This window comes from Novosphingopyxis baekryungensis DSM 16222 (assembly GCF_000420305.1).
GTDB lineage: Bacteria > Pseudomonadota > Alphaproteobacteria > Sphingomonadales > Sphingomonadaceae > Novosphingopyxis > Novosphingopyxis baekryungensis.
This window is the reverse complement of record NZ_ATUR01000007.1, coordinates 45,951-70,699: the sequence shown is the minus strand read 5'-3', so window position 1 is coordinate 70,699 and position 24,749 is coordinate 45,951. Positions and strand designations below refer to the sequence as shown.

The 24,749-nt window shown below is 64.9% G+C and carries 24 protein-coding genes; 11 read left to right on the top strand and 13 right to left on the bottom strand.

What is annotated here, in order from left to right:
- Window positions 1-48 precede the first annotated feature (48 nt).
- The 3 genes from G410_RS16670 to G410_RS0112165 all read left to right on the top strand — a co-directional run bounded on the left by G410_RS16670 (window position 49) and on the right by G410_RS0112165 (window position 3,400).
- Window positions 49-942 carry a sterol desaturase family protein gene (locus G410_RS16670; RefSeq protein ID WP_022673939.1) on the top strand — a complete coding sequence of 298 codons (894 nt, stop codon included), beginning with the start codon at window positions 49-51 and terminating at the stop codon, window positions 940-942.
- 62 nt (window positions 943-1,004) lie between these two features.
- Window positions 1,005-2,669, top strand: coding sequence for a mechanosensitive ion channel family protein (locus G410_RS16665; RefSeq protein WP_022673938.1), 1,665 nt, complete (start codon window positions 1,005-1,007; stop codon window positions 2,667-2,669).
- A gap of 53 nt (window positions 2,670-2,722) precedes the next feature.
- The gene (locus G410_RS0112165) at window positions 2,723-3,400 is read left to right on the top strand and encodes a nitroreductase (RefSeq protein ID WP_022673937.1); all 678 of its coding nucleotides are present in this window, start codon (window positions 2,723-2,725) and stop codon (window positions 3,398-3,400) included.
- On the opposite strand, the gene G410_RS0112160 is transcribed toward G410_RS0112165, so the two are convergent.
- The 3 genes from G410_RS0112160 to G410_RS18035 are packed head-to-tail and all read right to left on the bottom strand — an operon-like array spanning window position 3,391 to window position 4,369.
- Entirely contained in the window at window positions 3,391-3,588 is a 198-nt protein-coding gene (locus tag G410_RS0112160) for a helix-turn-helix transcriptional regulator (protein WP_022673936.1), read from the bottom strand. The two genes, G410_RS0112165 and G410_RS0112160, sit on opposite strands and share 10 nt — an antisense overlap.
- The gene (locus G410_RS16660; RefSeq protein WP_245559362.1) at window positions 3,585-4,211 is read right to left on the bottom strand and encodes a hypothetical protein; all 627 of its coding nucleotides are present in this window, start codon (window positions 4,209-4,211) and stop codon (window positions 3,585-3,587) included. The genes G410_RS0112160 and G410_RS16660 overlap by 4 nt, the downstream gene beginning before the upstream one ends.
- Window positions 4,193-4,369, bottom strand: a complete 177-nt coding sequence (locus tag G410_RS18035) for a hypothetical protein (RefSeq protein ID WP_022673934.1) — start codon at window positions 4,367-4,369, stop codon at window positions 4,193-4,195. Before G410_RS18035 ends, G410_RS16660 begins: the two co-directional genes overlap by 19 nt.
- A 200-nt stretch (window positions 4,370-4,569) precedes the next feature.
- Here G410_RS18035 and thrS point away from each other — a divergent pair, with 200 nt between their 5' ends.
- Window positions 4,570-6,567 carry a threonine--tRNA ligase gene (thrS, locus tag G410_RS0112145; protein ID WP_028971399.1) on the top strand — a complete coding sequence of 666 codons (1,998 nt, stop codon included), beginning with the start codon at window positions 4,570-4,572 and terminating at the stop codon, window positions 6,565-6,567.
- Between the two features lie 170 nt (window positions 6,568-6,737).
- Window positions 6,738-7,256 carry a translation initiation factor IF-3 gene (gene infC, locus G410_RS0112140; RefSeq protein WP_022673932.1) on the top strand — a complete coding sequence of 173 codons (519 nt, stop codon included), beginning with the start codon at window positions 6,738-6,740 and terminating at the stop codon, window positions 7,254-7,256.
- A gap of 119 nt (window positions 7,257-7,375) precedes the next feature.
- On the opposite strand, the gene msrA is transcribed toward infC, so the two are convergent.
- The 4 genes from msrA to proS all read right to left on the bottom strand — a co-directional run bounded on the left by msrA (window position 7,376) and on the right by proS (window position 11,492).
- A complete protein-coding gene (gene msrA, locus G410_RS0112135; protein WP_022673931.1) occupies window positions 7,376-8,068 on the bottom strand; it encodes a peptide-methionine (S)-S-oxide reductase MsrA in 693 nt (230 codons plus the stop codon).
- Window positions 8,068-8,262, bottom strand: a complete 195-nt coding sequence (locus tag G410_RS18030) for a hypothetical protein (protein ID WP_162604097.1) — start codon at window positions 8,260-8,262, stop codon at window positions 8,068-8,070. The genes msrA and G410_RS18030 overlap by 1 nt, the downstream gene beginning before the upstream one ends.
- 121 nt (window positions 8,263-8,383) lie before the next feature.
- Window positions 8,384-10,162, bottom strand: a complete 1,779-nt coding sequence (gene pabB, locus G410_RS0112125) for an aminodeoxychorismate synthase component I (RefSeq protein ID WP_022673929.1) — start codon at window positions 10,160-10,162, stop codon at window positions 8,384-8,386.
- A gap of 7 nt (window positions 10,163-10,169) precedes the next feature.
- The gene (proS, locus tag G410_RS0112120) at window positions 10,170-11,492 is read right to left on the bottom strand and encodes a proline--tRNA ligase (protein ID WP_028971397.1); all 1,323 of its coding nucleotides are present in this window, start codon (window positions 11,490-11,492) and stop codon (window positions 10,170-10,172) included.
- A 107-nt stretch (window positions 11,493-11,599) separates the two neighbouring features.
- Between proS and G410_RS16655 the strand changes: the two genes are divergently transcribed.
- Window positions 11,600-12,541, top strand: a complete 942-nt coding sequence (locus tag G410_RS16655; RefSeq protein ID WP_022673927.1) for an XdhC family protein — start codon at window positions 11,600-11,602, stop codon at window positions 12,539-12,541.
- Entirely contained in the window at window positions 12,531-13,097 is a 567-nt protein-coding gene (locus G410_RS0112110) for a nucleotidyltransferase family protein (RefSeq protein ID WP_028971396.1), read from the top strand. Before G410_RS16655 ends, G410_RS0112110 begins: the two co-directional genes overlap by 11 nt.
- A gap of 58 nt (window positions 13,098-13,155) precedes the next feature.
- Here G410_RS0112110 and G410_RS0112105 read toward each other — a convergent pair whose 3' ends face one another.
- The 6 genes from G410_RS0112105 to G410_RS0112080 all read right to left on the bottom strand — a co-directional run bounded on the left by G410_RS0112105 (window position 13,156) and on the right by G410_RS0112080 (window position 19,469).
- Window positions 13,156-15,348: a xanthine dehydrogenase family protein molybdopterin-binding subunit gene (locus tag G410_RS0112105; protein WP_022673925.1), complete on the bottom strand. Its 2,193-nt coding sequence runs from the start codon at window positions 15,346-15,348 to the stop codon at window positions 13,156-13,158.
- Window positions 15,345-16,337 carry an FAD binding domain-containing protein gene (locus G410_RS0112100; protein ID WP_022673924.1) on the bottom strand — a complete coding sequence of 331 codons (993 nt, stop codon included), beginning with the start codon at window positions 16,335-16,337 and terminating at the stop codon, window positions 15,345-15,347. Before G410_RS0112100 ends, G410_RS0112105 begins: the two co-directional genes overlap by 4 nt.
- A complete protein-coding gene (locus G410_RS16650) occupies window positions 16,334-16,846 on the bottom strand; it encodes a 2Fe-2S iron-sulfur cluster-binding protein (RefSeq protein WP_022673923.1) in 513 nt (170 codons plus the stop codon). The genes G410_RS0112100 and G410_RS16650 overlap by 4 nt, the downstream gene beginning before the upstream one ends.
- 87 nt (window positions 16,847-16,933) lie before the next feature.
- Window positions 16,934-17,509, bottom strand: coding sequence for a molybdenum cofactor guanylyltransferase (gene mobA, locus G410_RS16645; RefSeq protein ID WP_022673922.1), 576 nt, complete (start codon window positions 17,507-17,509; stop codon window positions 16,934-16,936).
- Window positions 17,510-17,519: 10 nt separating this feature from the next.
- Window positions 17,520-18,326: a formate dehydrogenase accessory sulfurtransferase FdhD gene (gene fdhD, locus G410_RS0112085; RefSeq protein WP_022673921.1), complete on the bottom strand. Its 807-nt coding sequence runs from the start codon at window positions 18,324-18,326 to the stop codon at window positions 17,520-17,522.
- Window positions 18,327-18,368: 42 nt separating this feature from the next.
- Entirely contained in the window at window positions 18,369-19,469 is a 1,101-nt protein-coding gene (locus G410_RS0112080) for a catalase family protein (protein ID WP_028971395.1), read from the bottom strand.
- Between the two features lie 109 nt (window positions 19,470-19,578).
- Between G410_RS0112080 and G410_RS0112075 the strand changes: the two genes are divergently transcribed.
- The 4 genes from G410_RS0112075 (at window position 19,579) to G410_RS16635 (ending at window position 24,748) form a co-directional block, all read left to right on the top strand.
- Window positions 19,579-21,882 (top strand): FdhF/YdeP family oxidoreductase, encoded by a 2,304-nt coding sequence (locus G410_RS0112075; RefSeq protein WP_028971394.1) that lies wholly within the window; start codon window positions 19,579-19,581, stop codon window positions 21,880-21,882.
- On the top strand, window positions 21,882-22,895 hold the full coding sequence (gene moaA, locus G410_RS0112070; RefSeq protein ID WP_022673918.1) for a GTP 3',8-cyclase MoaA: 1,014 nt from the start codon (window positions 21,882-21,884) through the stop codon (window positions 22,893-22,895). The genes G410_RS0112075 and moaA overlap by 1 nt, the downstream gene beginning before the upstream one ends.
- A gap of 138 nt (window positions 22,896-23,033) precedes the next feature.
- Complete coding sequence (locus tag G410_RS17465) at window positions 23,034-23,489, top strand: GbsR/MarR family transcriptional regulator (protein ID WP_022673917.1); 456 nt, start codon at window positions 23,034-23,036, stop codon at window positions 23,487-23,489.
- Entirely contained in the window at window positions 23,486-24,748 is a 1,263-nt protein-coding gene (locus G410_RS16635; RefSeq protein ID WP_022673916.1) for an efflux RND transporter periplasmic adaptor subunit, read from the top strand. Before G410_RS17465 ends, G410_RS16635 begins: the two co-directional genes overlap by 4 nt.
- Window position 24,749: the final 1 nt, after the last annotated feature.

Below are 24,749 nucleotides of genomic sequence, written 5' to 3'. Positions count from 1 at the left end.
TTCGGCGCGGATCAGGAACCCGCCGGCCCTCTGGCGCGTCCAGCCTGTATGGCCAATGGAAGCGACGTCCCCAACAACAGAGCGATGATCGCCGGGGCCGCGCTGATCGGCATCGCCGCGCTGGCGATCCTGATCGGCGAGCGTGCCGCGCCGCTGCGCCGCCCCAGCCGCCCACGCACGCGCCGCACCGTCACCAATATCGCGCTGGGCGCGCTCAGCATGGCCACCGTCAGCCTGATCGAAAGCCCGATGACGCGGCCGCTGGCCCGGCGCGCGGAAAAAGCCGGCACCGGCCTGACCCAATATCTCCCCGCCCCCGGCTGGATGCGCGACATCGCGGCGGTGCTGCTGATGGATTACACCGTCTATCTCTGGCACGTCGCCACCCACAAGGTGCCGCTCTTGTGGCGCTTCCACCTCGTCCATCATGACGATCTGGATCTGGACGCCAGCACGGCAATCCGCTTCCACTTCGTCGACATGGCGATCAGCGCGCCCTATCGCGCCGCGCAGGTCGCGCTGCTCGGCGTCTCGCCGCGCGCGCTCGACATATGGCAAAGCTGGTTCTTCTTCTCCGTCCTGTTCCACCACAGCAATCTGGCGCTGCCCGTGCGGGCCGAACGCTGGCTGGCGCGCCTCATCACCACCCCGCGCATGCACGGCATCCACCACAGCGCGGTGAAGGCGGAGACAGACAGCAACTGGTCCAGCGGTTTGGCCCTGTGGGACCATCTGCACGGCACCTTCCGGCTGGACGTGCCGCAGGACGACATCGTCATCGGCGTGCCCGCCTATCGCGATCCGGACGAACTGGGCCTGCGCGATTCGCTGGCGCTGCCCTTCGTGGCGCAGCGCGACGCATGGGCGATATCGGATCGCCGTGCAGCTGGCGAAGCCGCCGAGGCGGCCTGCCAAAGCAAGGATACAGCAAAGCGCCGGTAAAAAACACCTTCGAACCAGCGCCTGGCCGCTTATGCTATATGTTCCCAATCGGAGCCAATAGCATGCGAATGATCGTCTTCCTCGTGGCGCTGCTGGCGCTGCTCGGCACCGCTGCGCCTGTCGGTGCGCAATCCTCCGGCCCCTATGCCTATACGGTCGATGATCCCCATGCGGGTCTGTCGACACCGGACGGGCCGTTGAACCTGGACACGCCGCAGGCACTGATGGAAACCTTTCTGGATGCCGCGCAGCGCGGGGACTGGGATCGAGCGGCGCATACGCTGGACCTGTCCTATCTGCCCCCGGCCGAGCAGGCCGAACAGGGGCCAAGGCTGGCGCAGCAGCTCTATCAGGTGGTTCATCGGTCCACCGTGATCGACTGGAACGCCTTGCCGGACCGGCCCGACGGCCTGGACGCGATGAGCAGCAGCAAGAACCCGATGGCCGGTGCGGCGCGCCGCAACATCGTGCTGACGCGTATGGAGCTGGCCAACCGCACCGTATCACTCCGCATAGCCCGTCTGGCCCCTGCAGGCGGAGAGCCGCTCTGGGTATTTTCGCGCCAGACGGTGGAAAATGTGCCCATGCTGCACCGCATCTACGGGCCGACGCAGTTTGAAAAAGCGCTGCCGGCAGGCCTGCGCGCACAAGCCTTCTGGACGCTGGCCTGGTGGGAGGTGATCGCCCTGCCGCTGGTGCTGCTACTTGCGCTGGCCGCCGCAGTGCTCACCCATGTCGCCATTCGCCGCTTCCGCCGTCGAAGCGGTTCGCACAGGATATCGGCTATTCTGAAAGCCGTGCGGATACCGTCGGCACTGTTCGCCTTCGTCGGCACGTTCACGCTCATCCGCAGCATCGCCTTCACCTTTTCCGGCGCGGTCAATGCGGTGCTCGATCCGCTGCAGACGGCGCTGATCGTTATCGCCATCGCCGCGATCCTGCTCAGCATCATGGAGGCGGCGCTGGACGTCGTCTCCGATCGGCAGATCGACGAGGACGTGACCGATCCGGACGCGGAACATGAGCGCAATGTCTACACCACGCTGTCGGCGACCAGACGGATCATCATCGTCATGCTGATCCTGGGCGGCATCGGTTTCATCCTGATCGAGACGCAGATATCCTCCACGCTCGGCTTCTCGCTCGTCGCGTCCGCCGGGGCCATCGGGCTGGTCATCGCTTTTGCCGCGCGCGCGATTCTGGCGGATATCATGGCCAGCCTGCAGATCGCCTTTGCCAAGACCGCGCGGATCGGGGACGCGGTGCTGTTCAATGACCAGTGGTGCCATGTGGAACATATCGGATTCACCCATGTGCAGCTGAAAACATGGGACGGGCGCCGCATCATGGCACCGGTGAACGAATTCGTGTCGTCGAGCTTCGAGAACTGGACCACCGAGGATCCCAGCATCCTCAAGCCGGTGCTGTTGCATCTGGACCACCGCGCCGATGTCGGCCGCCTGCGCGAAGCGTTCGAAGATTTCGTCCAAGCGGACGACGATGTGATCGAGAAGGACGAGGCGCAGGTCCAGGTGGTGGATCACGATGCCCAATCGATGGTCGTGCGCTTTGTGATCCGTGCGAGCGATCCGAGCAGCGGATGGGATGCCCAATGTCGCCTGCGCGAACATATGCTGGATGCCGCCGCCCGGATGGACGCCGCCGCCAGCGATGCCCCCGCACCATCCTATCTGCCGCGTCAACGGGAGGAGCAACTGGTGGGCTGATGCCGGGCCAATGCATCCTTGCGCCCCGGTTTCCATCCCAGCATAACCGACCGATGACCAATCTCCCCCAAGCCATCGACAGCATCGCCCGCCAACGCCGCTCGGTGCGCGCGTTCAAGCCCGATCCGATCCCGCAGGATACGCTCGATCACATCTTTGCCGTCGCCGGCACCGCGCCCAGCAATTGCAATGCGCAGCCCTGGATCACCCATGTCGTCTCCGGCGACGCGCTGACCGACATGCGCGAAAAGCTGATCGCCGCGGTGAAGGCGGGCGAGGCGGACGAAGGCGCGGGCCACCGCGACAATCCCTATGTCGGCATCTACAAAGAGCGCCGCATCGGCGCCGCGGTAAAATTGTTCGAGGCGACCGGCGTGGGCCGCCACGACAAGGAAGCGCGCGAAGCCAGCTTCCTGCGCAATTATGAATTTTTCGATGCGCCGCACGCCGCCTGGTTCTTCATGCCCCCCGCCTTCGGCCTCCACGGCGCGGCGGATCTGGGCATGTATGCGCAGACGCTGATGCTGGCCCTGACCGCGCACGGCATGGGCAGCTGCGCGCAGGGGGCGCTGGGCCATTATTCCAATGTGGTGAAGCGCGAACTGGGCGTGGACCCGGAGCTGCACTGCATCTTCGGCCTCAGCTTCGGCTATCCGGACGAGGCGCACCCCAGCACCGCCGCCATCACCGACCGCGCCCCGCTATCGGATCTGGTGCATTTTCACGGCTGATCGCGGAAAAATATCTCTTCGATGGCGAGGCCGAACAGATCGGCGATCTTGAAAGCGAGCGGGAGCGAGGGGTCGTAGCGGCCGGTCTCGATCGCGTTGATGCTCTGGCGCGAGATGTCCAGCCGCTCGGCCAGATCGCCCTGCGTCCAGTCCCGCTCGGCGCGCAGCACCTTGAGGCGGTTCTTCATCCCTCGGCACGTTCACGGTTGCGCAGCGCCATCCAGCCTTGCCCGGCACCCATGCCGATCGCCCAGATCGGCACCGCCCACCAGCCCGGCACATGCGGCACCAGCTCGAACGTTTCCAGAAAGCCGTAGAAACAGCCCACCGACAGCACCGCGCCGAGCCCCACGAGATTGGCGATCATCGCGCGGTGCCGCAGATATTCGTCGTCTTCTTCGACCAGATAGCGCGCCATGGTCCACACCATCGCGAGCGTCGGGATCACCGGCAGCAGCGCGACGGCAAAGGCGACGACACCGGCCAGATCGAACCGGTCGTTCAGCCAGACGGCGAGGCCGAGGCCGAGCATATAGCCGAAAGAAGCGAGCATGAAGCGGCGGTTATAGCGCACCACCGCGGGGCTCAGCACGCCGCAGCGCTTCTGCTTTTCCATGCCGGTGCGCACCAGCGGGATCATCCACAGCATGGCCCCCGCCAGCAGGATGAAGCCGATCGGCGCGGGAATGGCCCCGCTCAGCTTCAATCCGGCGATGGCACCGAAGGATGCCAGCATCATGCCGACATAAAATCCCGGCCGCTGCCGCCAGCCGATGGCGTCCTGCCCCGCCATCACGCGTCGACCGCGCAAGTTTCGCGGCAGCTGCGGCGCAGCGTTACCACGGCCAGGGCCGGAAGCATGATCAGCAGCGCCTGCGACAGATCCCCGTCGATCCAACCGCCGCGGCCAGCCCAGGCGATCGACAGCATGACAGCGGCCCATAACAGGGCGCGAACGATATTGGACATGAGACAATCTCCCTTATCAATTTGTATGGCTTCCTTTACATTCACAGCCGCCGCTATGTCAAGTCAGCTTTCCTCAATGACAAGTGTGCTGTTCTGCACGCACGGCCATGCCGGTGCTGCCCGGCTGTGCACTTCCCTTGGCGCGCATCCGCCTCTATCTAGGCGCTTTCCCACTTCCGCGAAGAATGAGCCTGTTCCCCATGTCCGAGATGATCCGAATCACCCTGCCCGACGGTACCGCGCGCGATGTCGAGCGTGGCACGACTCCGGCAGATGTGGCGGCGGCGATCGGGCCGGGGCTGGCCAAGGCGGCGATCGCGGCGCGCGTGAACGGCGAGATGCGCGATATCGGTCGCCCGATCGAGGAAGATGCCGAGCTCGCGCTGGTCACCAGCCGCGATGTCGACGATGCGCTCGAGCTGGCGCGGCACGATTATGCCCATGTGCTGGCCGAGGCGGTGCAGAACCTCTTTCCGGGCACCCAGATCACCTTCGGTCCCTCCACCGACGACGGCTTCTATTATGACTTCGCCCCGCCCGCTGACCATGGCCAGTTCACCGAAGAGGATCTGCCCAGGATCGAGGAGGAGATGCGCCGCATCATCGCCGCCGACGCGCCGCTGGAGCGCGAGGTGTGGACCCGCACCCAGCTGATCGAATGGTTCAAGGACCATGGCGAGACCTTCAAGGCCGAATGGGCCGCCGAGCTGCCCGAGGGCGAGGAGCTGACCATCTATCGCGCGGGCGACTGGCTGGACATGTGTCGCGGCCCGCATCTCGCCAGCACCGGCAAGCTGGATCCGCAGGCGTTCAAGCTGACCCGCGTGTCCGGCGCCTATTGGCGCGGCGATCAGAAGAACGCCATGCTCAGCCGCATCTACGGCACCGGCTGGCTGGACCGCAAACAGCTGAAACAGCATCTCATCCGGCTGGAGGAAGCGGGCAAGCGCGACCATCGCAAGCTGGGCCGCGAGATGGACCTGTTCCATCTGCAGGAAGAGGCGCATGGCAGCGTCTTCTGGCACCCCAAGGGCTATATGATCTGGCGCGAGCTGGAGGCCTATATGCGCCGCGCGATGGACGGCGGCGGCTACCGCGAGATCAAGACCCCGCAGCTGATGGACGCGCGCCAATGGGAGCAGTCCGGCCATTGGGGCAAATATCGCGAGAATATGTTCGTGATTCCGGACGAGGTGCCCAACACCGCGGACGAGGGCGCGCTGGTGTCCGACGAGGCCGAGTGGATGGCGCTGAAACCCATGAACTGCCCGGCCCATGTGCTGGTGTTCAAGCAGGGCATCAAATCCTATCGCGATCTGCCGCTACGGCTGGGCGAAATGGGCTGCTGCCACCGCAACGAGCCGCATGGCGCGCTCCACGGCCTGATGCGCGTGCGCCAGTTCACGCAGGACGATGCGCATATCTTCTGCACCGAGGACCAGATCGTGGCAGAGGTGCGCAAATTCTGCGAGCTGGCGGACCGGGTCTACAAGGATTTCGGCTTCACCTATTCCATCAAGCTGGCGCTGCGCCCCGAACAGCGCTTCGGATCGGACGCGGACTGGGACAAGGCCGAGGACGAGCTGCGCAACGCCGTGATCGAATCGGGCATGGCGACGGAGGAGTTCGGGTGGGAAGAGCTGCCCGGCGAAGGCGCGTTCTATGCGCCCAAGCTGGAATGGCATCTGACCGACGCGATCGGGCGGACCTGGCAGGTCGGCACCATCCAGTCCGACCGGGTGCTGCCCGAGCGGCTGGACGCCAGCTATATCGGCGAGGATGGTGACAAGCACCGCCCGGTCATGCTCCACCGCGCCATCTTCGGCAGTTATGAGCGCTTCATCGGCATATTGATCGAGCATTTTGCCGGCAAGCTGCCGCTATGGCTCGCCCCGGTGCAGGCGGTGGTGGCCACCATCGTGTCCGATGCGGACGATTACGCGAATGCCGTGGCCGACAAGCTGCGGGCGGCAGGCCTGCGCGTGGAAACCGATCTGCGCAACGAGAAGATCAACTACAAGGTGCGTGAGCACAGCCTTGCCAAGGTCGCCAATCTGCTGGTCGTCGGCAAGCGCGAGGCGGAGGAAGGCACGGTGGCGCTGCGCGTGCTGGGCAGCGACGAGCATCAAAAGGTGCTGAGCTTGGAAGACGCCATCGCGCGGCTGACCGCAGAGGCGAAAGCGCCCGACCTGGGGTGAGGCGCCAGGCTTTGTGGATCGAGGGCCGTCATTCCGGATCGCACCCGGGATAACGGCTTTCATCGGCCTGCCGTCAAAGCCCCCTTTCACATCCCCTTCATTCCCACTATGTTAGACATTCAGAATAACCATCAGGAGACCTTGCTATAGCTTCCCCCACTCGGCGTGCGATGACGCCCCCGCCCAAGAGCGGACCGCGCTTCAATCAGTTTATTCAGTCCGACACCGTTCGCGTCATCGATGGCGAGGGCGAAAATCTCGGCGTGCTGAACACGCGCGACGCGATCGAGCAGGCTGCGGCCGTTGGCCTCGATCTGGTCGAAGTATCCCCGAACGCGGACCCGCCGGTCGCGAAGTTCCTGGATGTCGGCAAGTTCAAATATGAGGCCCAGAAAAAGGCCAATGCCCAGCGCAAGACGCAGAAGACGCAGGACATCAAAGAGATCAAGATGCGTCCGAACATCGACGAACATGATTATCAGGTGAAGCTGAAGAATGTCGTCAAGTTCATCGACAATGGCGACAAGGTGAAGGTTACCATTCGCTTCCGTGGACGCGAAATGGCGCACCAGCAGCTGGGCATGGAATTGCTCCAGAAGCTGTCCGAGGACATGAAGGAAGCCGCCAAGGTGGAAGCCATGCCCCGCATGGAAGGCCGCCAGATGCTGATGGTGATGAGCCCGAAATAAGGCGCTCCACATTGCAGATACGAAAAACCCCGGCAGCGACCGGGGTTTTTTTATGTCATCGGAGAAGCTTGCCGCCCTCCGTCACAGACGGTCACGCCGCGTTGGCAGCCGAGGCTTTTTCAGGCCGCGGGGCTGCTGGAATAGACGCCGGGCCAGATGCGCTTGAGCGCGGCCACCTTGGGTGCATCCCAGCGCGTGATATAGGGATGGTTCGGGTTCTTCTTGGCGAAGTTCTGGTGATAGTCCTCGGCCAGATAAAATGGCTTGCCGGTCGCCACCTCGGTCGCGATGGGCTTGCCGAAGGTTTGGGCCTTGTTCAGCTGTGCGATATAAGCCTGGGCCACGCGCAGCTGTTCCTTGCTTTGCGGCACGATCAGGCTGCGATATTCGCTGCCACGATCGGGCACCTGCCCGCCGACCTGGGTAGGGTCATGCGCCACGGAGAAGAAAATGCGCAGCAGCTGGTCGTACCGGATCGTCGACGGATCATAGGTGATCCGGATCGATTCGGCATGGCCCGTATCGCCGCGCCCGACACGATCATAGCTTGCCGTCGATTGGCTGCCGCCAGCATAGCCGCTGACGACCTTTTTCACGCCGTTCACATGCTCGAACACCGCTTCCAGACCCCAGAAACAACCACCGGCCAGCACGGCGGTTTTCAGCCCGGATTCCCTGGCCTTGGCCGCCGATGCGGGAATGGACATGCCTTCCGCCGCCTGCGCCGTGCCGATCAATTGGCCCGGCGTGAGCGCGACCATGGCGCCCGTTGCGAGCGCCACGGAGGAAGCGAGAAGCGCAAAAGCTTTCATTATATCTGATCGACCATTTCGACCGGCGCCTGCGCCATGCTGCTATAGTCGGTTTCCGGCTCCACCAGGCTGACGACCGCGATGGCACCGATGGCAAAACCGCCAGTCAGGCTCCAGAAAAGGTCGGAACGGATCATGCGCTTGATTTTCAGCATGGGAGAGGCCTTCTTGTTATGGCCCGTGTCTGTCTTCACCGGGTCCATCATTATTGTTCTTGTCTATCTAACGTCCCGCGCGGCGAAAAATATCCGCCGCCCGAAACACCTATATAGTGCAACGGACTTAGCGCATCGTGAACGGCGGGATATTGTCCGGTTAAGGAACCTGGGCGAGCCTGGCCGAAACCAGCCCGCGCAAGCTGTTGCCACATAGGAAACCGTCGGCCAGATCGCCAGTGCGAAGATCGCTTTCCACCGCCTGCCCCTGTGCCACCAGCTCGGCGCGCAGCACACCGGGCAGCAGGCCGCGGCGCAGCGGCGGGGTGAGATAGCGGCCATCGCGCGGCAGGAAGATATTGGTGTAGCTGCCCTCGGTCAGGAAACCCTCGGCATCGGTGAACAGCACCTCATCGCAGGGCGCATGGGCACGCCGGGCGGCATCGTAGAAATCGCGATCGCTGGTCTTGTGGGCCAGCCGCACATCCGCCGGGCCAACCGGCAGCGGCGTGATGGCGACCGTCCAGCCTGCCGCCGGATGCAGCGGCGCCGGGCGGATTTCGATGGCGCTATGGCCGCTGCGCGAGAGCATCAGGCGCACTCTGGATGGGCCGGCAAGGTGAAAGGTAGCGGCATGCAGATCGTTGCGCAGCTGGTGCCGATCGCATGCAAAGCCCAGCGCCTGCGCGCTGTCTTTCAGCCGTTGCAGATGAAGCTCGATCCGCAGCAGGCCCGTGCGCGGATCGAACGCCATGGTCTCGATCAGGTCAAAGCTGCTGTCCACGCGTGCGAAATCCCCCTTGGCCAGACATTCGGCCCATTCGGACGCGGCCACGCTGTCCGCCACCACGCCGGAGCCCAGGCCCATATGGACCGACCCCGGCAGTGAAACGGACGCGGCCCCCGCTGGCAAGTGCAAAGTCCTGATCGCGACATTGAACGCGGCGTCTCCATTGGCGTCGATCCGGCCGATCGCGCCGCAATAGGGGCCGCGCGCGCTGGCCTCCAGATCGCCGATCACCTCCATCGCGCGGATCTTGGGCGCGCCGGTGATCGATCCGCAGGGAAACAGGGCGGACAGCAGGTCCACCGCATCCTGCCCGCCAGCCAGGGTGCCCTGCACACTGCTGACCATCTGGTGCACGGTGGGGTAGCTCTCCACCGCGAACAACGGCCCGCTGACCACGCTGCCCGGCGTGCAGACGCGCGACAGATCGTTGCGCAACAGATCGACGATCATCAGATTTTCGGCGCGCTGCTTGGGGTCTGCGGCCAAAGCGGCGGCTTCGCGCGCGTCGGCCTGCCGATCGGCCAGCCGCGTGGCGGTGCCCTTCATCGGCTTCACCCGCACGCCGTCGCCCTTCAGTGAAAAGAACAGCTCGGGCGAGAGGCTGAGCAGCCAATCCGCCCCGTCATGCACCAGCGCGCCATAACCGGCGCGCGCGCGCTGGCGCAGCGCCGCGAACAGCGCGCGCGGATCGCCCGCGAACCCGGCCCGGCTGCGAAAGGTGAGATTGACCTGATAGATATCCCCCGCCTCGATCAGCGCGGCGGCCCTGGCGAAGGCGGCGTCATAGTCGGCGCGGCCGATGTCCGGCGTCCATGGGCCAAGCCAGGCCCCGCGCGGATCGGGCAGCGCGGCCAGATCGAACGGCTCATGCCGCGCGAACAGGCCAAACCAGGCCAGAGGCGCGGCGCGATCGGCCGGCATGCGGCCGGCCAGCGCCGGTTCCAGCGCCAGCCCCGCCTCATAGCTGAGATAGCCCGCCGCATGCAGCCCATCACGCTGCGCGGATTTCAGCGCGCCGAGAAGGCGCGGCAATTCGGCAGGATCGTCCGCGCGCAGCACGCGCACCGGATCGCGATACAGGCGCGGCGCTGCCCCGCCCGGCCGCGCATCGTCCAGCAGGACGAAGGGCTGGCCGGTGGGCGGCAGCATGGCCGCCTCAGTCTTGCGTCAATGCGGCGACCACATCGTCCAGCGAGAGATTGTGCGTCTCGCCGCTTGCCCGGTCCTTCAACTCCAGCTGACCCGAGGCGACCGAGCGCGGGCCGATCACCACCTGTTTCGGCAGACCGATCAGGTCCATATCGGCGAACTTGCCGCCCGCGCGGATCTTGCGATCATCCAGAAGGCACTGCTTTCCGGCGGCCTGCAACGCATTGTAGAGCGTGTCCGCCAGCAGGGTGACATCATCCTTGTCCGGCGCCAGATTGATGATGCCGATATCGAACGGCGCGACGGCGGCGGGCCAGACGATGCCCTTGTCGTCATGGCTGGCCTCGATAATCGCGGCGACCAGGCGCGACACGCCCACGCCATAGCTGCCGCTCTGCATGGCGATCTGCGCGCCGTCCGGCCCGTCCAGCTTCACGTCCATCGACTGCGAATATTTGTCGCCGAAGAAGAAGATATGACCCACCTCGACGCCGCGCGCCTCCATCCGGTGGCTTTCCTCGACGCGCGATTCATATTCCGCCACATCGTGCAGCTCGTCGCTCGCTGCATAAACGGACAGCCGTTCATCGACCAGCGCCTGCAGGGCTTGCGGGTCTTCCGGCGGGGTGCCCGGCGCGGGCAGGCCTAGCGCGCGGTCATCGGCATAAACCATCGATTCGCCGGTTTTCGCCAGCAGCATGAATTCATGGCTCAGATCGCCGCCGATCGGGCCGGGATCGGCGCGCACAGGCAGCACGGACAGGCCCAGCCGCGCAAAGATATTGAGATAGGCCATGAACATGCGGTTATAGCTGTGCCGCGCGCTCGCCTCGTCCACATCGAAGCTATAGGCGTCCTTCATCAGAAATTCGCGGCTGCGCAACACGCCGAAGCGCGGGCGCACCTCGTCGCGGAATTTCCACTGGATATTGTAAAGGATGAGCGGCAGCTGCGCATAGCTGTTCACATGCGCGCCGACGAGCTCGGTCATCACCTCCTCGGCCGTGGGCCCGAACAGAAAATCGCGCTCATGCCGGTCCTTGATGCGCAGCATTTCCGCGCCATAATCCTCATAACGGCCGGATTTGCGCCACAAATCCGCGCGCTGCACAGTGGGCAGCAGCACCTCGACCGCGCCAGCCCGGTCCATTTCTTCACGCACGATCTGCTCGATCTTTTTCAGCACGCGGATGCCCAGCGGCAGCCAGCTGAAGATGCCAGCGGCCTCCTGACGGATCAGCCCAGCGCGAAGGGCCAGCTGGTGCGAGACGGCGACGGCATCGGAAGGGGCTTCCTTCAGCGTCGGCACGAGAAATCGGGACATTTTCATGGACGACGCTTCACCCGAAAGCGGCATGCGGATCAACCGATTTTAGATATCGGCGGCCATAACCGTCTTGTGGAGCGAACCGCCGCGCGCCACGTTACACGCAGCTCATGAACAGTTTTACCCTGACCGAACCCGCGCGCTGGCGCGACGATGCCGCCTTGCGGGCGGCTGCCGATGGCGTGGCGGCGCAGAAGCCGACAGCGCTTTGCACCGTGACGCATATCGACGGCAGTTTCTCACGGCGCACCGGCGCACAGCTGGCGATCCGCGCCGATGGCAGCTTTGCCGGCGATCTGGCCGATGGCTGTCTGGAAGCGGCGCTGGCGGCGGATGCGGCGCGGCTGGCAACGGCAGACACGCCGCGCGAGGTGCTGCGCTATGGCACCGGATCGCCCAATATCGATTTTCGCCTGCCCTGCGGCGGCGGGCTGGATGTGCTGGTGGACGCCGCGCCGGACCGCGCGCTGCTGGCTCAGGCCGTACAGGCGCTGGACCGGCGCGAACCGGCGGCGCTGGCCTGGCCGCTGGATGGCAGTGCCATGACCATGGGAGACGCGCGCAGGCCTAGCGGTACCGATGGCGGGCAGTTCTACCGCCGCTATGCGCCGCCGCTGCGCCTGCTGCTGCTCGGGGCCGGACCGGAAATGGATGCGGCAGAGCAACTGGGCGGTGCGATGGGGCTGCCGGTCGAATCGCACCGACCGCAAGGATCGCAGGGCGGATCGCTGGCGCTGGGCCGCGCGCCGCGGGATATCGCGGTCGATCCATGGACGGCGGTGCTGCTGCTGTTTCACGATCATGAATGGGAGCGCGATCTGATCCCCTGGGCGCTGAGCACGCGGGCCTGTTTCATCGGCGCGCAGGGCGGCGCGCAGGCACGCGCGGCGCGCGGCGCGATGTTGGAACAACTGGGTTTTGATGAGACCGCCATCGCCCGCGTGCGCAGCCCAGTCGGCCTGATCGACCGGGCGCGCGATCCGATGGTGCTGGCGCTGTCCGCGCTTTCCCAGATCGTCGCCGTCTATGAAGCCTTTGCGCATGAAGACTGACCGTATCGCCGCAGTGTTGCTGGCAGCCGGCGCAGGCAGCCGTTTCGGCGGCGGCAAGCTGGATGCGATGCTGGACGGCGCGCGCGTGGGGGCACGGGCCTGGGGGGCGCTGGGCGATCAGCCCTGGCGCGCCGCGGCCATCGTGGTGCCGGAACAGGTGCCGCTGTTCGCGCAGGAAACCGGCGCATCCTTGCTGCGCAATCCCTTGTCCGGCACGGGCATGGCTAGTTCGCTGCATTGCGCCGTCGGCTTTGCCCAGGATGTCGGCGCCGATGCGCTGCTGATAGCGCTGGCGGATATGCCGTTTCTCACCGCCGATACGCTCGCAGCGCTCACCGCTGCGCATGGCGGGGACGCAGCGGCCATCACTGCGACGCGCTATCCCGATGGCAGCGATGGCGCGCCCTCGATCTTCGGACGCGGCTGTTTCGATGCCTTGCTGGCGATCACCGGGGATCGCGGGGCCAATGCCTATCTGGCGGGCCGCGACGCGGTGTCGGTGCCGGTCGAACCGGCGCAGCTGCGCGATATCGACCGGCCATCCGATCTGAGCTGACGCCCGCACGGCACCCCCGTCATGGCGAGAATGCCGTGCGCGCCCTATCGACTGCGGCTTATTCCGGCAGCTGATCCAGCAATTTGTCCAGCGTTACCGGATATTCGCGCACGCGCACGCCGGTGGCGTTGTAGATGGCGTTGGTCACCGCTGCCGCCGCGCCGCACAGGCCCAGCTCGCCGATGCCCTTGGCCTGGATCGGGCTGGCCCAGTCGTCACGCTCTTCCAGCAGATGCACGTCGATCTGCGGCACATCCAGGTTCACCGGCACATGATATTCGGCCAGGTCATGATTGACGAGGTGCCCGTCACGCGTATCGAACAGCAGCTCCTCGTGCAGCGCCATGCCGATGCCCCAGATACAACCCCCATAGCATTGGCTGGTGGCGGTCTTCTCGTTCAGGATACGGCCCGCACCGAACACCGCGGTCAGGCGGCGCACGCGGGTTTCACCGGTCACGGCATTCACGCCAACCTCGGCAAAATAACTGCCATAGGTGGCCTGCCGCTTGTCCTTGGAGGTCTCGCCCGGTTCGATATGGCCATTGCCGACGATCGCGTCTCCGGCCAGCGCATCGGCCAGGGCCATGTCGCCAGCCTTGCCGCCGTCCAGTTTCAGATCGTCCTCGTCCATGCCCATCTTCTGCGCCAGCTGCGTGCGGATATCCTGGCAGGCCAGGAACACGGCGCTGCCGCTGGACGATGCCCCGAAGCTGCCGCCCGAGCCGGAACCCTTGGGCAAATCGCTATCGCCCAGCACGGTTTCCACCTTGTCGCCGGGCAGACCCAGCATGTCCGCGGCGATCTGCGTCAGGATGGCATAGGTGCCCGTGCCGGGGTCCGACATGTCGGTTTCCACCGTGGCGGTGCCATCGGCGTTCAGCGTCACGCGCGCCTTGGCTTCCTTCAGCATGTTGACGCGGGCTGCCGAGGCCATGCCCATGCCGATCCACCATTCGCCATCGCGCGTCTGCGCCGGCTTGGCGTTGCGCTTGTCCCAGCCGAAGCGGCGGGCGCCTTCGTCCAGCGCCTCCGCGAACGGGCGTGAACTATAGCCCTGGCCCGTTTCGGGATGCATCTCCGGAATGTTGCGCTTGCGCAGCTCGACCGGATCGATGCCGCTGATATCGGCCAGCTCGTCCATCGCATTTTCCAGCGCCACCATGCCGATCGCCTCACCGGGCGCGCGGACGGAGCCGGCGCAGATGCGGTTCACGCGGGCCACTTCCATGTTCATCCGCCGGTTCTCCCCGGTGTAGATGAAATGGGTCGCCTGCATCACCGGCTCGTAGAAATCCTCGCCGGGCAGGTTGGAGACCAAGCTGTCATGGCCAAGGCCGATCAGCTTGCCGTCCGCGTCCGCCGCCAGCCGAATGTGCTGGCGCGATTCGGATCGGCGCATGACCGTCTCGAACACCTGTTGGCGGCTCAGCGCCACCACCACGGGCTTGCCGAGTTCCCTGGACGCGATGGCCGCCGCCACCGCCTCCGCCGAAATGCCGAGCTTGGAGCCGAAGCCGCCCCCCACGAACGGGCTGAGCATGCGGATATCCTCCGCATCGATCTTCAGCGAATCGGCCAGCTCGTTGATATTGTAATTCAGCATCTGATAGCTGCCGCGCAGGGTCAGCTTGTCGCCTTCCCAGCTGGCGATCGAACAATGCGGCTCCATCGCGGCGCTGTTATGGCCCGGTGTGCGATAGACCTGATCGACTACCGACACCGCCTGCTTCATGGCCGCATCCAGATCGCCCTGATCGAGCTGATCGTCCTCAGGGCGTTCATGCGGCACATTGGTCGCTTCGGGATCGAACACGCCGTCGGCGGCCACATCGTAGCGCATCTGCAGCCGATGGGCGCCATGGCGGGCCTGCTCGAAGGTCTCGGCAACCACCAAGGCGATCGGCTGACCGAGATAGGCGATTTCGTCCGGACCCTGGATCGGCGCTTCATTGGCGGTACCCTGCGCCGGATTGCGCAGGAAACGCTCATCGTTGAACACGCCCAGCACGCCGGGCAGCTTCATGACCGCATCCTTGTCGATGGCCGTCACCTTGCCCTTGGGCACGGTGGCGCGCACCAGCACGCCGTGCACGGTGCCCGGCAAGTTCCACTCATGCGCATAGGTGGCCGTGCCGGTGACCTTTTCGGGGCCATCGGGCCGGTCCATCGGCTTCCCGGTAAGCGATTGGGGCAGCTCATCGAGCACGCGCTTGGTGGCGGGCTCGTCCATCACGAGGTGACGTGTCATGCGGTCTCTCCCATCTGGGTGGCTTCGCGTAGCACGGCTCTCAACGTGCGGCGCAGAAGCAGAATCTTGAAATTATTGCCGCCCTGTCCCTGGGCTTCGGCCAGCAGCAGATCCGCCGCCTCCGCGAACAAGGCGTCGGACGGCTCCTTGCCGGTCAGCAGCGCATCCAGCTCCGGCTTGTGCCAGGGCTTGTGCGCCACACCGCCAAAGGCCAGCGCAGCATGGCTGATCTTGCCATCTTCCATGCCGATGTCTGCCGCCACGGACACCAGCGCAAAAGCATAGGAGGCCCGGTCACGCACCTTGCGATAGCTCTGCCTGCCGCCGGTGGGTGCGGGCAGCGTGACGGCGGTGATCAGCTCGCCATCCTCCAGCACATTGTCCTTGTCCGGCCGGTCGCCCGGCAGGCGATGAAAGTCGCGGACCGGCACGGTACGGCTCGCTCCGTCCTTGCCTTCGATCTCCACCGAGGCATCCAGCGCGCTCATCGCCACCGCCATGTCGCCGGGATAGGTGGCAATGCACTGGTCCGACGCGCCGAAGATGGCGTGCAAACGGGTCGCCCCGCCGATCGCCTGACAGCCCGATCCGGGCTCGCGTTTGTTGCAGGGCATGGCGGTGTCATAGAAATAATAGCAGCGGGTGCGCTGACACAGATTGCCGCCCGTGGTAGCCTTGTTGCGCAGCTGACCGCTCGCCCCGGCCAGAATGGCGCGGGACAGCACCGGATAATCGCGGCGGATGCGGTCATCGGCGGCGCAATCGCTGTTGGTCACCAGCGCGCCGATACGCAGGCCACCGTCTTCGGTCTCGCTGATCTGCTTCAGGTCCAGCCGGTTGATGTCGACCAGCTTGTCCGGCGCCATCACTTCCAGCTTCATCAGATCGAGCAGATTGGTGCCGCCCGCGATGAAATCATGGGAGGGGCCGCTGGCCTCGCGGACCGCTTCAGGCGTGTCTGCGGCGCGGGCATAGGTGAACGGCTTCATGCCTCGGCTCCTTCGGCGACTTCGCGGATCGCATCGACAATATTGGGATAGGCGGCGCAGCGGCAGATATTGCCGCTCATGCGCTCGCTGATTTCCTCGTCTGTCAGCTTCTGGCCCTTTGCCAGATCGTCCGACACATTGCTCGGCCAGCCATCCTTGGCCTCCTGCAACATGGCCGTGGCGGAACAGATCTGGCCCGGCGTGCAATAGCCGCACTGATAGCCATCATGCGCCACAAAGGCGGATTGCAGCGGCGACAGATTGCCCGGCTGACCAAGCCCCTCGACGGTGGTGATCTCGTCTCCATCATGCATGCAGGCCAAGGTCAGGCAGCTGTTGATCCGCCGCCCGTTGACGATGACCGTGCAGGCCCCGCACTGGCCATGGTCACAGCCTTTTTTCGATCCGGTCAGCCCGATATGGTTGCGCAGCGCATCCAGAAGCGTGGTGCGCGGATCGGCATCGAGCGCATGCTCCTGCCCGTTGATGGTGAGATTGGTCTGCTGCATGGGGGGCCTCTTTCGGGGACGATCATTTCCCCACCAATGCGCAAGGCCCCAGAACAGTTCGACCGGCACCGCTATTTTATGCGTTTGTTACGTTGGGTCCCTGTCTGACAGAGCGCCTGAATGGGCGTCTGGCCGGGCGGGATGATCATCCAGGGCCACCAGATCGCCGGGCCGGTTGATATTGGCAATGGCATGGGGCGAATGCACCGCCCGCGCGCCGACATGCGCCGCAAAGCCGCGCAAGGACCGTTTCGGTTCCGTATCGATAAAGTGCAGCAACGGGGCAAGCGCGCTGCCGGGCCAAGAGCCGATGGTGGGATGGCCTTCCAGAAAGGCCGGGCCGGGGGTCAGCAGCGCCGCCAGATCGGGCGGCAACGATATGATGTCCACCGGGCAGCAGATGATGGCGCCATGGCCGCGCCGCGCCGCTTCGGTCAGCGCGCCAGCCAGCCCGCCCAGGGGGCCGAGATCGGGGGCCGGCATGTCGGGGGCGCAAGGGTAGTGCGGCTCTTCCCGCCCGACCACCACCACCTCGGCGCAGGCGGGCTGCAAGGCGGCCACCGCCCAGTCGATCAGCCGCTTGCCCCGATGAACCGCCAGCGCCTTGTCCGATCCGAAGCGGCTGGACCGCCCGCCCGCCAGCACCGCGCCCATGATGGTCATGGCGCTATCGTCATGTCAGGCGATCGAACGGATCGTTCAGCACCAGCATCGAATCGCGCCGGGCCAGTGCCACCAGGGTCAGCCTGGCCAGGGTCGCCCGCTCCACCGCCAGACTGGTCGGCGCGCTGATCGTGACCAGCAACCCCGCCCCGGCGCGGGCGCATTTCTCCACGATCTCATAGCTGCAGCGGGAGGACAGCAAAACCATGCCGCCCGCCGGATCGATATCAGCCAGCGCCAGCGCCCCGATCAGCTTGTCGAGCGCATTGTGCCGCCCGACATCCTCGTAGGCGTGGCGGATCACGCCATCGAAGCCGGCAAAGGCCGCCGCATGCACCGCGCCGGTTTCCCGGTTGAGCGGTTGCCAGTCGCGCAAATCATGCATGGCCGCGGCGATCGCGGCGCGCGCCACCGGCGGGCCGGAGGGCAATTGCGGCAGCGCGCGGTGAACCGCGGCGATATTTTCCACCCCGCACAGACCGCAACTGCTTTCGGACATGCGTGCGCGCTGCCGTTCCAAGATGCGCGCGGCATTGTCCTGCGGCACCGAAATCCGCACGATCCAGCCGCCCTCGATCTCGGCGACATCGCTACGGATTTCGTCCGCCCGCGTGGCCAGCCCTTCGGACAGGGCGAAGCCGGTTGCGAAACAGGCCAGATCGGACGGGGTGGCCATCATCACGGCATAGCCCAGCCCGTTGACCGCGATGGAGATCGGCGCTTCCACCGGCACCATGCGCAGCACGTCCGGCCGCTGCGCATCATCGAAGCGATATTCGCGCGCCGGAAAGGCGATGGCGGAAGGCGGCTGGTCCATGGGCCCGGTCTAACCGATGCCAGCCGTCGCCGCCATCCCGGCTCAGCCCAGCGCGTCCAGTTCCGCCGCGCTCGGTTCATGCATCGGGCAGCCATTCACCCGGCTGCGGAAATTGGCGGACTGGTCATAGCTGTCCTGCCGGATGCGGTTGATCCGCCCGATCGGCTGGAAGGCGGCAAGGCCGTTCCACGGACTGAACCGCATGCAATCGTCCACCCGGTGCGCGCGCGCCTCGCTCCAGCCTGTCTGCGCCGGGACGGTAAACCGCGCGACCGGCACATAGGGACTCTGCTCCTCGTCCCATTCCACCGTGGCATCCTCGATCGGCATCGCGGCAATGTCGTGGCACAGTTGCACGCGCAGTTCCCACACGCCGTCGCCTTTCTGCATGGCGCTGGCCACTTCTTCACGCAGCGCATCGGGGCGGCCGGCGGTATCGACGATCTCACCCGTCAGCGCCGTAAGGCTGTCCGAAACGGGGGCGAGCGAGAATTTGGCCATATAGTCGCCATAGCGATAGGCGGTCGCGGTAAAATAGGTCTCGCCCAGGGGATGGACATTGGCCGCGCCGCCCATGGATTGCAGCAGCGCGCTTTCATGGCCCGTGGCCTCGACCAGCTTCTCCGCCCCGCGCAGCACGGCGGCCAGCCCGCGCTTGGCCCATTCGGCGCGATCGGTGGTCTTGGCCAGAAGCTTCAGATTGCGCAGGAAATCGGCCCCGTCGGCGGCGTTGAAGGTCGGCGCGTTGATCATGAGGAAATCCTGCACATGGCTGTCCTCGGATCCCGGCAGGCGATCGCCCGCCACATCCAGAATCTTGAGCGCCATGCCGCGTGGCAGACCGATGGAATCGTGCAGGATATCGCCGGGATTGGTGGACACCCGCGCCAGTGCGGCATGGCTGCCGGGGCGCGCGAACATGCCCTGCGCATATTCGGGCGGCAGATCGGGCAATATGTCCACCCTGCCGGTCAGGATGCCATGGCTCTTGGCGTGGACCGAACGCACGGCCCGGCCCTCGTCCTTAGCCGTAATATCGAGGATCTCCTGAAAGGTTTCCTGCATCTCGCGATTGGTCTGGCTTTCCCCGTCCTCGAGCGTTTCATAGGTGGGTGCATAGGGAACGGGATCGTTTTGGGGCACAGCGGCGTTTCCTTGGGAATTGATCGGGCGCATGATAAAGTGTGGAATCGCCGACCGGTTCCGCTGTGCAGGCCATGATCATGAAACGTCCGATGGAAAGATATCCGCGATGAGCGATACGCGCGATCCCGCAAACAAATCCAATCCCGATATGCCCAATTATGACTGGCCGGCGGGCGGCTGGGGCAGCATGAAGGGCATGGTGCGGATCCTGGGCACGGAAAAGCCGTCGCCAGGCATGCTGGAAACCCTGCAGCGACAGAACAAGCCGGACGGCCATATGTGCACCAGCTGCGCCTGGGGCAAACCGGCCAAGCCGCATATCGCCGAATTCTGCGAAAATGGCGCCAAGGCGACGATGTGGGAGCTGACCTCCAAGCGCTGTACGCCGGACTTTTTCGCCAAGCACAGCGTGACCGAACTGCGCGGCTGGAAGGATTATGATCTGGAGATCGAGGGGCGGCTGACCCACCCCATGCGCTACAATGCCGAGACCGACCATTATGAACCGGTCGCCTGGGAAGAGGCTTTTTCCGCCATCGGCGCCACGCTCAAGACGCTCGATCCCAAATCGGCCATCTTCTACGCGTCCGGACGGGCCAGCCTGGAAACCAGCTATCTCTATGCCCTGTTCGCCCGGCTTTATGGCCACAATAATCTGCCGGACAGTTCGAATATGTGCCACGAAACCACTTCGGTGGCGCTTAGCAAGGTGATCGGCGTGCCGGTGGGCACCTGCACGCTGGACGATTTCGAGCATTGCGACGCGATCTTCTTCTTCGGCCAGAACACCGGCACCAACAGCCCGCGCTTCCTGCATCCGCTGCAGGCCGCTTCCAAGCGCGGCTGCAAGATCGTGACGTTCAATCCGCTCAAGGAAAAGGGGCTGGAGGAGTTCATCTCCCCGCAAAACCCCCTGCAGATGCTGACCGGCAAGGCGACGAAGATCAGCGCCCAATATCATCAGGTGAAGGCGGGCGGAGACATTGCGGCCATTCTGGGCATGTGCAAGTTCATCCTGGAATGCGACGCCAAGCGGCGGGAGAGCACCGGCCAGGCCATCCTGGACGATGCATTCATTGCGCAGCACACCCATGGCTTCGATGCCTTCAAGGCCAAATGCGCCGCGGTCAGCTGGGAAGAGATCGAAAGCCATAGCGGGCTGAAGCGCACTGCATTGATGGATGCTGCGCGTGTCTACATGGATGCCGACAAGGTGATCGGCGTCTATGGCATGGGCCTGACCCAGCATGTCCACGGGTTCGAAAACCTTGCTTTGCTGACCAACTTCCTGCTACTGCGCGGCAATATCGGGCGGCCCGGCGCGGGCATGAGCCCCGTGCGCGGGCACAGCAATGTGCAGGGTCAGCGCACCGTTGGCATTGCGGAAAAGACCAAGCTGGTCCCGCTCGACAAGATTGCCGAGCAGTTCGGCTTCGCGCCGCCCCGAGAGGACGGCATGAACACCGTGGAGGCCTGCGAGGGCATTCTGGATGGGTCCGTGAAGGCGTTCGTTTCCCTCGGCGGCAATTTCGTGCGGGCCATCCCGGACATCGTGAAGATGGAAAAGGCGTGGGCGCGGATGGACCTGACCGTCCAGATCGCCACCAAGCTCAACCGCAGCCATCTGATCAACGGAAAGCAGGCCTATCTGCTGCCCTGCCTCGCCCGGTCCGAGCAGGACAAACAGGCCAGCGGACCGCAATATGTCTCGATGGAAGACACGTTCAGCCATGTCTCCGCCTCGCTCGGCAAGCGCCCGCCGGCCAGCGGTGCATTGCTGAGCGAAGTCGCTATCGTCGCCGGCATCGCCAAGGCCACGCTGGCGCCCAATCCCAAGGTGCATTGGGACGACTGGACCAGCGATTATGCGCTGGTGCGCGATCTGATTGCCGAAACCTATCCCGAGCAGTTTTACGACATGAGCACGCGGATGCATCAGGCGGGCGGCTTCTATCGCGGCAACAGCGCGCGCGAGCGCATCTGGAAAACAGCCAGCGGCAAGGCGGAATTCACCACGCCCACCATGCTCTCGGCCACCGGCGTGGCGGACAAGGCCGGGCGCTTCCGCCTGATCACGCTGCGATCCAACGACCAGTTCAACACCACCATCTATGGCTATTCCGATCGCTTCCGCGGGATCGAGGGGACGCGCGACGTCATCCTGATCAACCCGGCGGAGATGGAACGGGCGGGCCTGCGCGCCGGACAGCTCGTTACGCTGGTGGGCGATGCCGATGATGGCGAGGACCGCCGCGTTGCCGGATTGGCGGTGACCCCCTATGAATTGCCGGACGGTTGCCTTGCGGGATATTTTCCCGAACTCAATCCGTTGGTGCCGCTGTGGTATCATGACGAACATTCGAAAACCCCGGCGTCCAAGGGCGTGCCGGTGAGGATAGAAACCAACTGATGGCTTGCCAGAATCTGGTCGATGAATTCGGCCGCACGATCAAATATCTGCGCATGTCGGTCACGGACCGCTGCGATCTGCGCTGCAATTATTGCATGGGCGAGGCGATGCAGTTCATGCCCCGGCGCGAACTGCTGGACCTGGACGAGCTGGTCCAGGTAGCCGATGCGTTCATCGCGCGCGGCGTGAACAAGATCCGTCTGACCGGCGGCGAGCCGCTGGTGCGCGCCGTCACCTTGCCGCTGATCGACGAACTGGGCACGCGGCTGGGCACCAGGGCCGGCGAACCGGGTCTGGACGAGCTGACCATGACCACCAATGCCACCAATCTGGCCCGCCATGCCACGCGCATCGCGGCGGCGGGCGTGAAGCGGCTCAACGTCTCGCTCGACACGCGCGATGCGGAGAAATTCCGCGCGCTGACCAATCGCGACATGCTGGACCGGGTGCTGGCCGGGATCGATGCCGCGCTGGATGCAGGCATCCGGATCAAGCTCAACACCGTGGCGCTGGCCGATACCAATCGCGAGGAAATTCCCGAACTGACCGCCTGGGCCCATGGCAAGGGCATGGACATCACCTTTATCGAGGTGATGCCGCTGGGCGATATCGTGGCCGAACGGTCGGACCAGTTCCTGTCGCTGGAAACCGTGCGGCAGGATCTGGAGGCGCGCTATACGCTGAACGCCTCCAGCCATGTCAGCGGCGGCCCGGCGCGCTATTGGGACGTGCCCGAAACGGGCGGGCGCATCGGGTTCATCAGCCCGATCAGCCATAATTTCTGCGCCAGTTGCAACCGCGTGCGGGTGACCGCCAAGGGCGAGCTGTTTCCCTGCCTCGGCCATGGCGAGCTGACCGATCTGCGCGCCGCCGTGCGCGGCGATGCACCGCAGTCCGCGCTGGACGTGGCGCTGGACCGCGCGATGAAGACCAAACCGGAACGCCATCATTTCCAGATCGCCAAGGGCGCGCAGCCCACGCTGGCCCGCCATATGTCGGTAACCGGCGGCTAGCACCTCGCCGCGCCAAGCGGCCCCGCCGCTGGCCAGCCGTGCCGCGCCATTTTTCTTATTTCAGTGACTAGTGAAATGCTTGACGCTGCACTGCAACATGGCTAATGGCCCTCCCTGCCCAAGCAGTGGAGACCGACATTGTCGTTACGTATCAATACTGCCGAGCAGGAGTTTATCGAGCAGATCGGATTGATGGCCGAAGGAGAAGGCCACCCCAGAATCTTCGGACGCATCTGGGGGCTGCTGATGATCATCGGAGAACCGATAACAGCGGGCTCCATTACCGAAATTCTGCAAGTCAGCCGTGCGAGTATCAGCACGAACCTGCGGTTGCTGGAATTGCGGAACATCGTGTCGCGCGAAGGCCGGACCGGTGAACGTGAATCCTATTATGCCATCGCCTGCGACGCTTACCAGACCAGGCTGGAAAATGTTGCCGATGGTCACCGCAAGCACCGCGTGCTGATCGAAGATTTTCTCCCGGAGGCCCGCTGCCAGGCGGCCCGACGCAATCTCCACCGGTTTGCCCGGTTCCACGAGCTGCTCGAGAACCAGACAAAACTGGCCATGGAAAAATTCAAGGCACTATCATGATGTTGAACAATCGGACCTTTCGCAGCGCTGCCGGACATCGCCGCCCGCCCATCGCGCGCGGCGCGATGCTGGCCTGCCTGCTGGCGCTCGGCGCCTGTTCGGACGGGGAAGAGGCCCCCGCCGCGCCGCCCGCCATTCCGGTGGACGTGGTGACCGTGCAGACCGGCAGCGTTCCCAATATCGTCGAACTGCCTGGCCGCGTGGAGCCGGTGCGCGTGGCAGAAGTGCGCGCCCGGGTGACCGGCATCGTGCAGCAGCGTGTCTATCAGGAAGGCAGCGACATCGCCCAGGGCGCGCCGCTGTTCCGCATCGATCCGCGCGAACTGCAGGCCAGCTCGCAACAGGCACGCGCCAATCTGCAGCGTCTGCGCGCCACCGCCGCCAATGCCCGCGCGGTCGTGCGCCGCTACGAGCCGCTGGTGAGCGAGCAGGCGATCAGCAAGCAGGAATATGACGCCGCCGTGGCCGCTGCGCGCGAGGCGGAAGCCGCCGTGTCCGAGGCTAGCGCGCAGGTCGATGCCGCGCAGCTGCAACTGGGCTATACCACCGTCCGCGCGCCGATCTCCGGCCGGGTCGGCCGGGCGCAGGTGACGCAGGGCGCGCTGGTCAGCCAGGCCGAAGGCACGCTGCTGACGCGCATCGAACAGCTCAACCCGGTCTATGTCACGCTGACCCAATCCTCGTCCGATTTGCTGAAAATCCGCCAGGGGATTGCATCCGGGCAGATCGATATCGGAAGCGATGGCAATCTGCCGTTCGAGGTGACCTTCGAAAATGGCACGGCCTATCCGGTTCAGGGGCGGATGAACTTCCTCGATTATTCGGTGGATCAGGCCACCAGCACGGTCACCCTGCGCGGTGAGATCGCCAATCCCAAACGGCTGCTGCTGCCGGGCGATTTCGTCCGCGCCAAGATCATGGCCGGTACGCGCGATGGCGGCATTCAGGTGCCCCAGCGCGCCGTGCAGATCAGCGACGATGCGGCAACGGTCTTCATCGTCGGGCCAAAGGGCCAGGCCATGAGCCGCCGAGTCACTCTGGGTCAGCTGATCGGCACCAACTGGATCATCGAAGACGGTCTGAAGGGCGGCGACAAGGTGATCGTCAGCAATCTGCAAAAGGTCCGTGACGGCGCGCCCGTCAAGGTGCGCGATGCGCGTCAGGTGCTGGGATCGGGCGGGCCCCAACCGGGTGCCAAAGCCTCCGGTGCCACGCCCAAGGCCAAAGCCGCGCCGACGCCTGCCGCCAAAGCCAACTGAG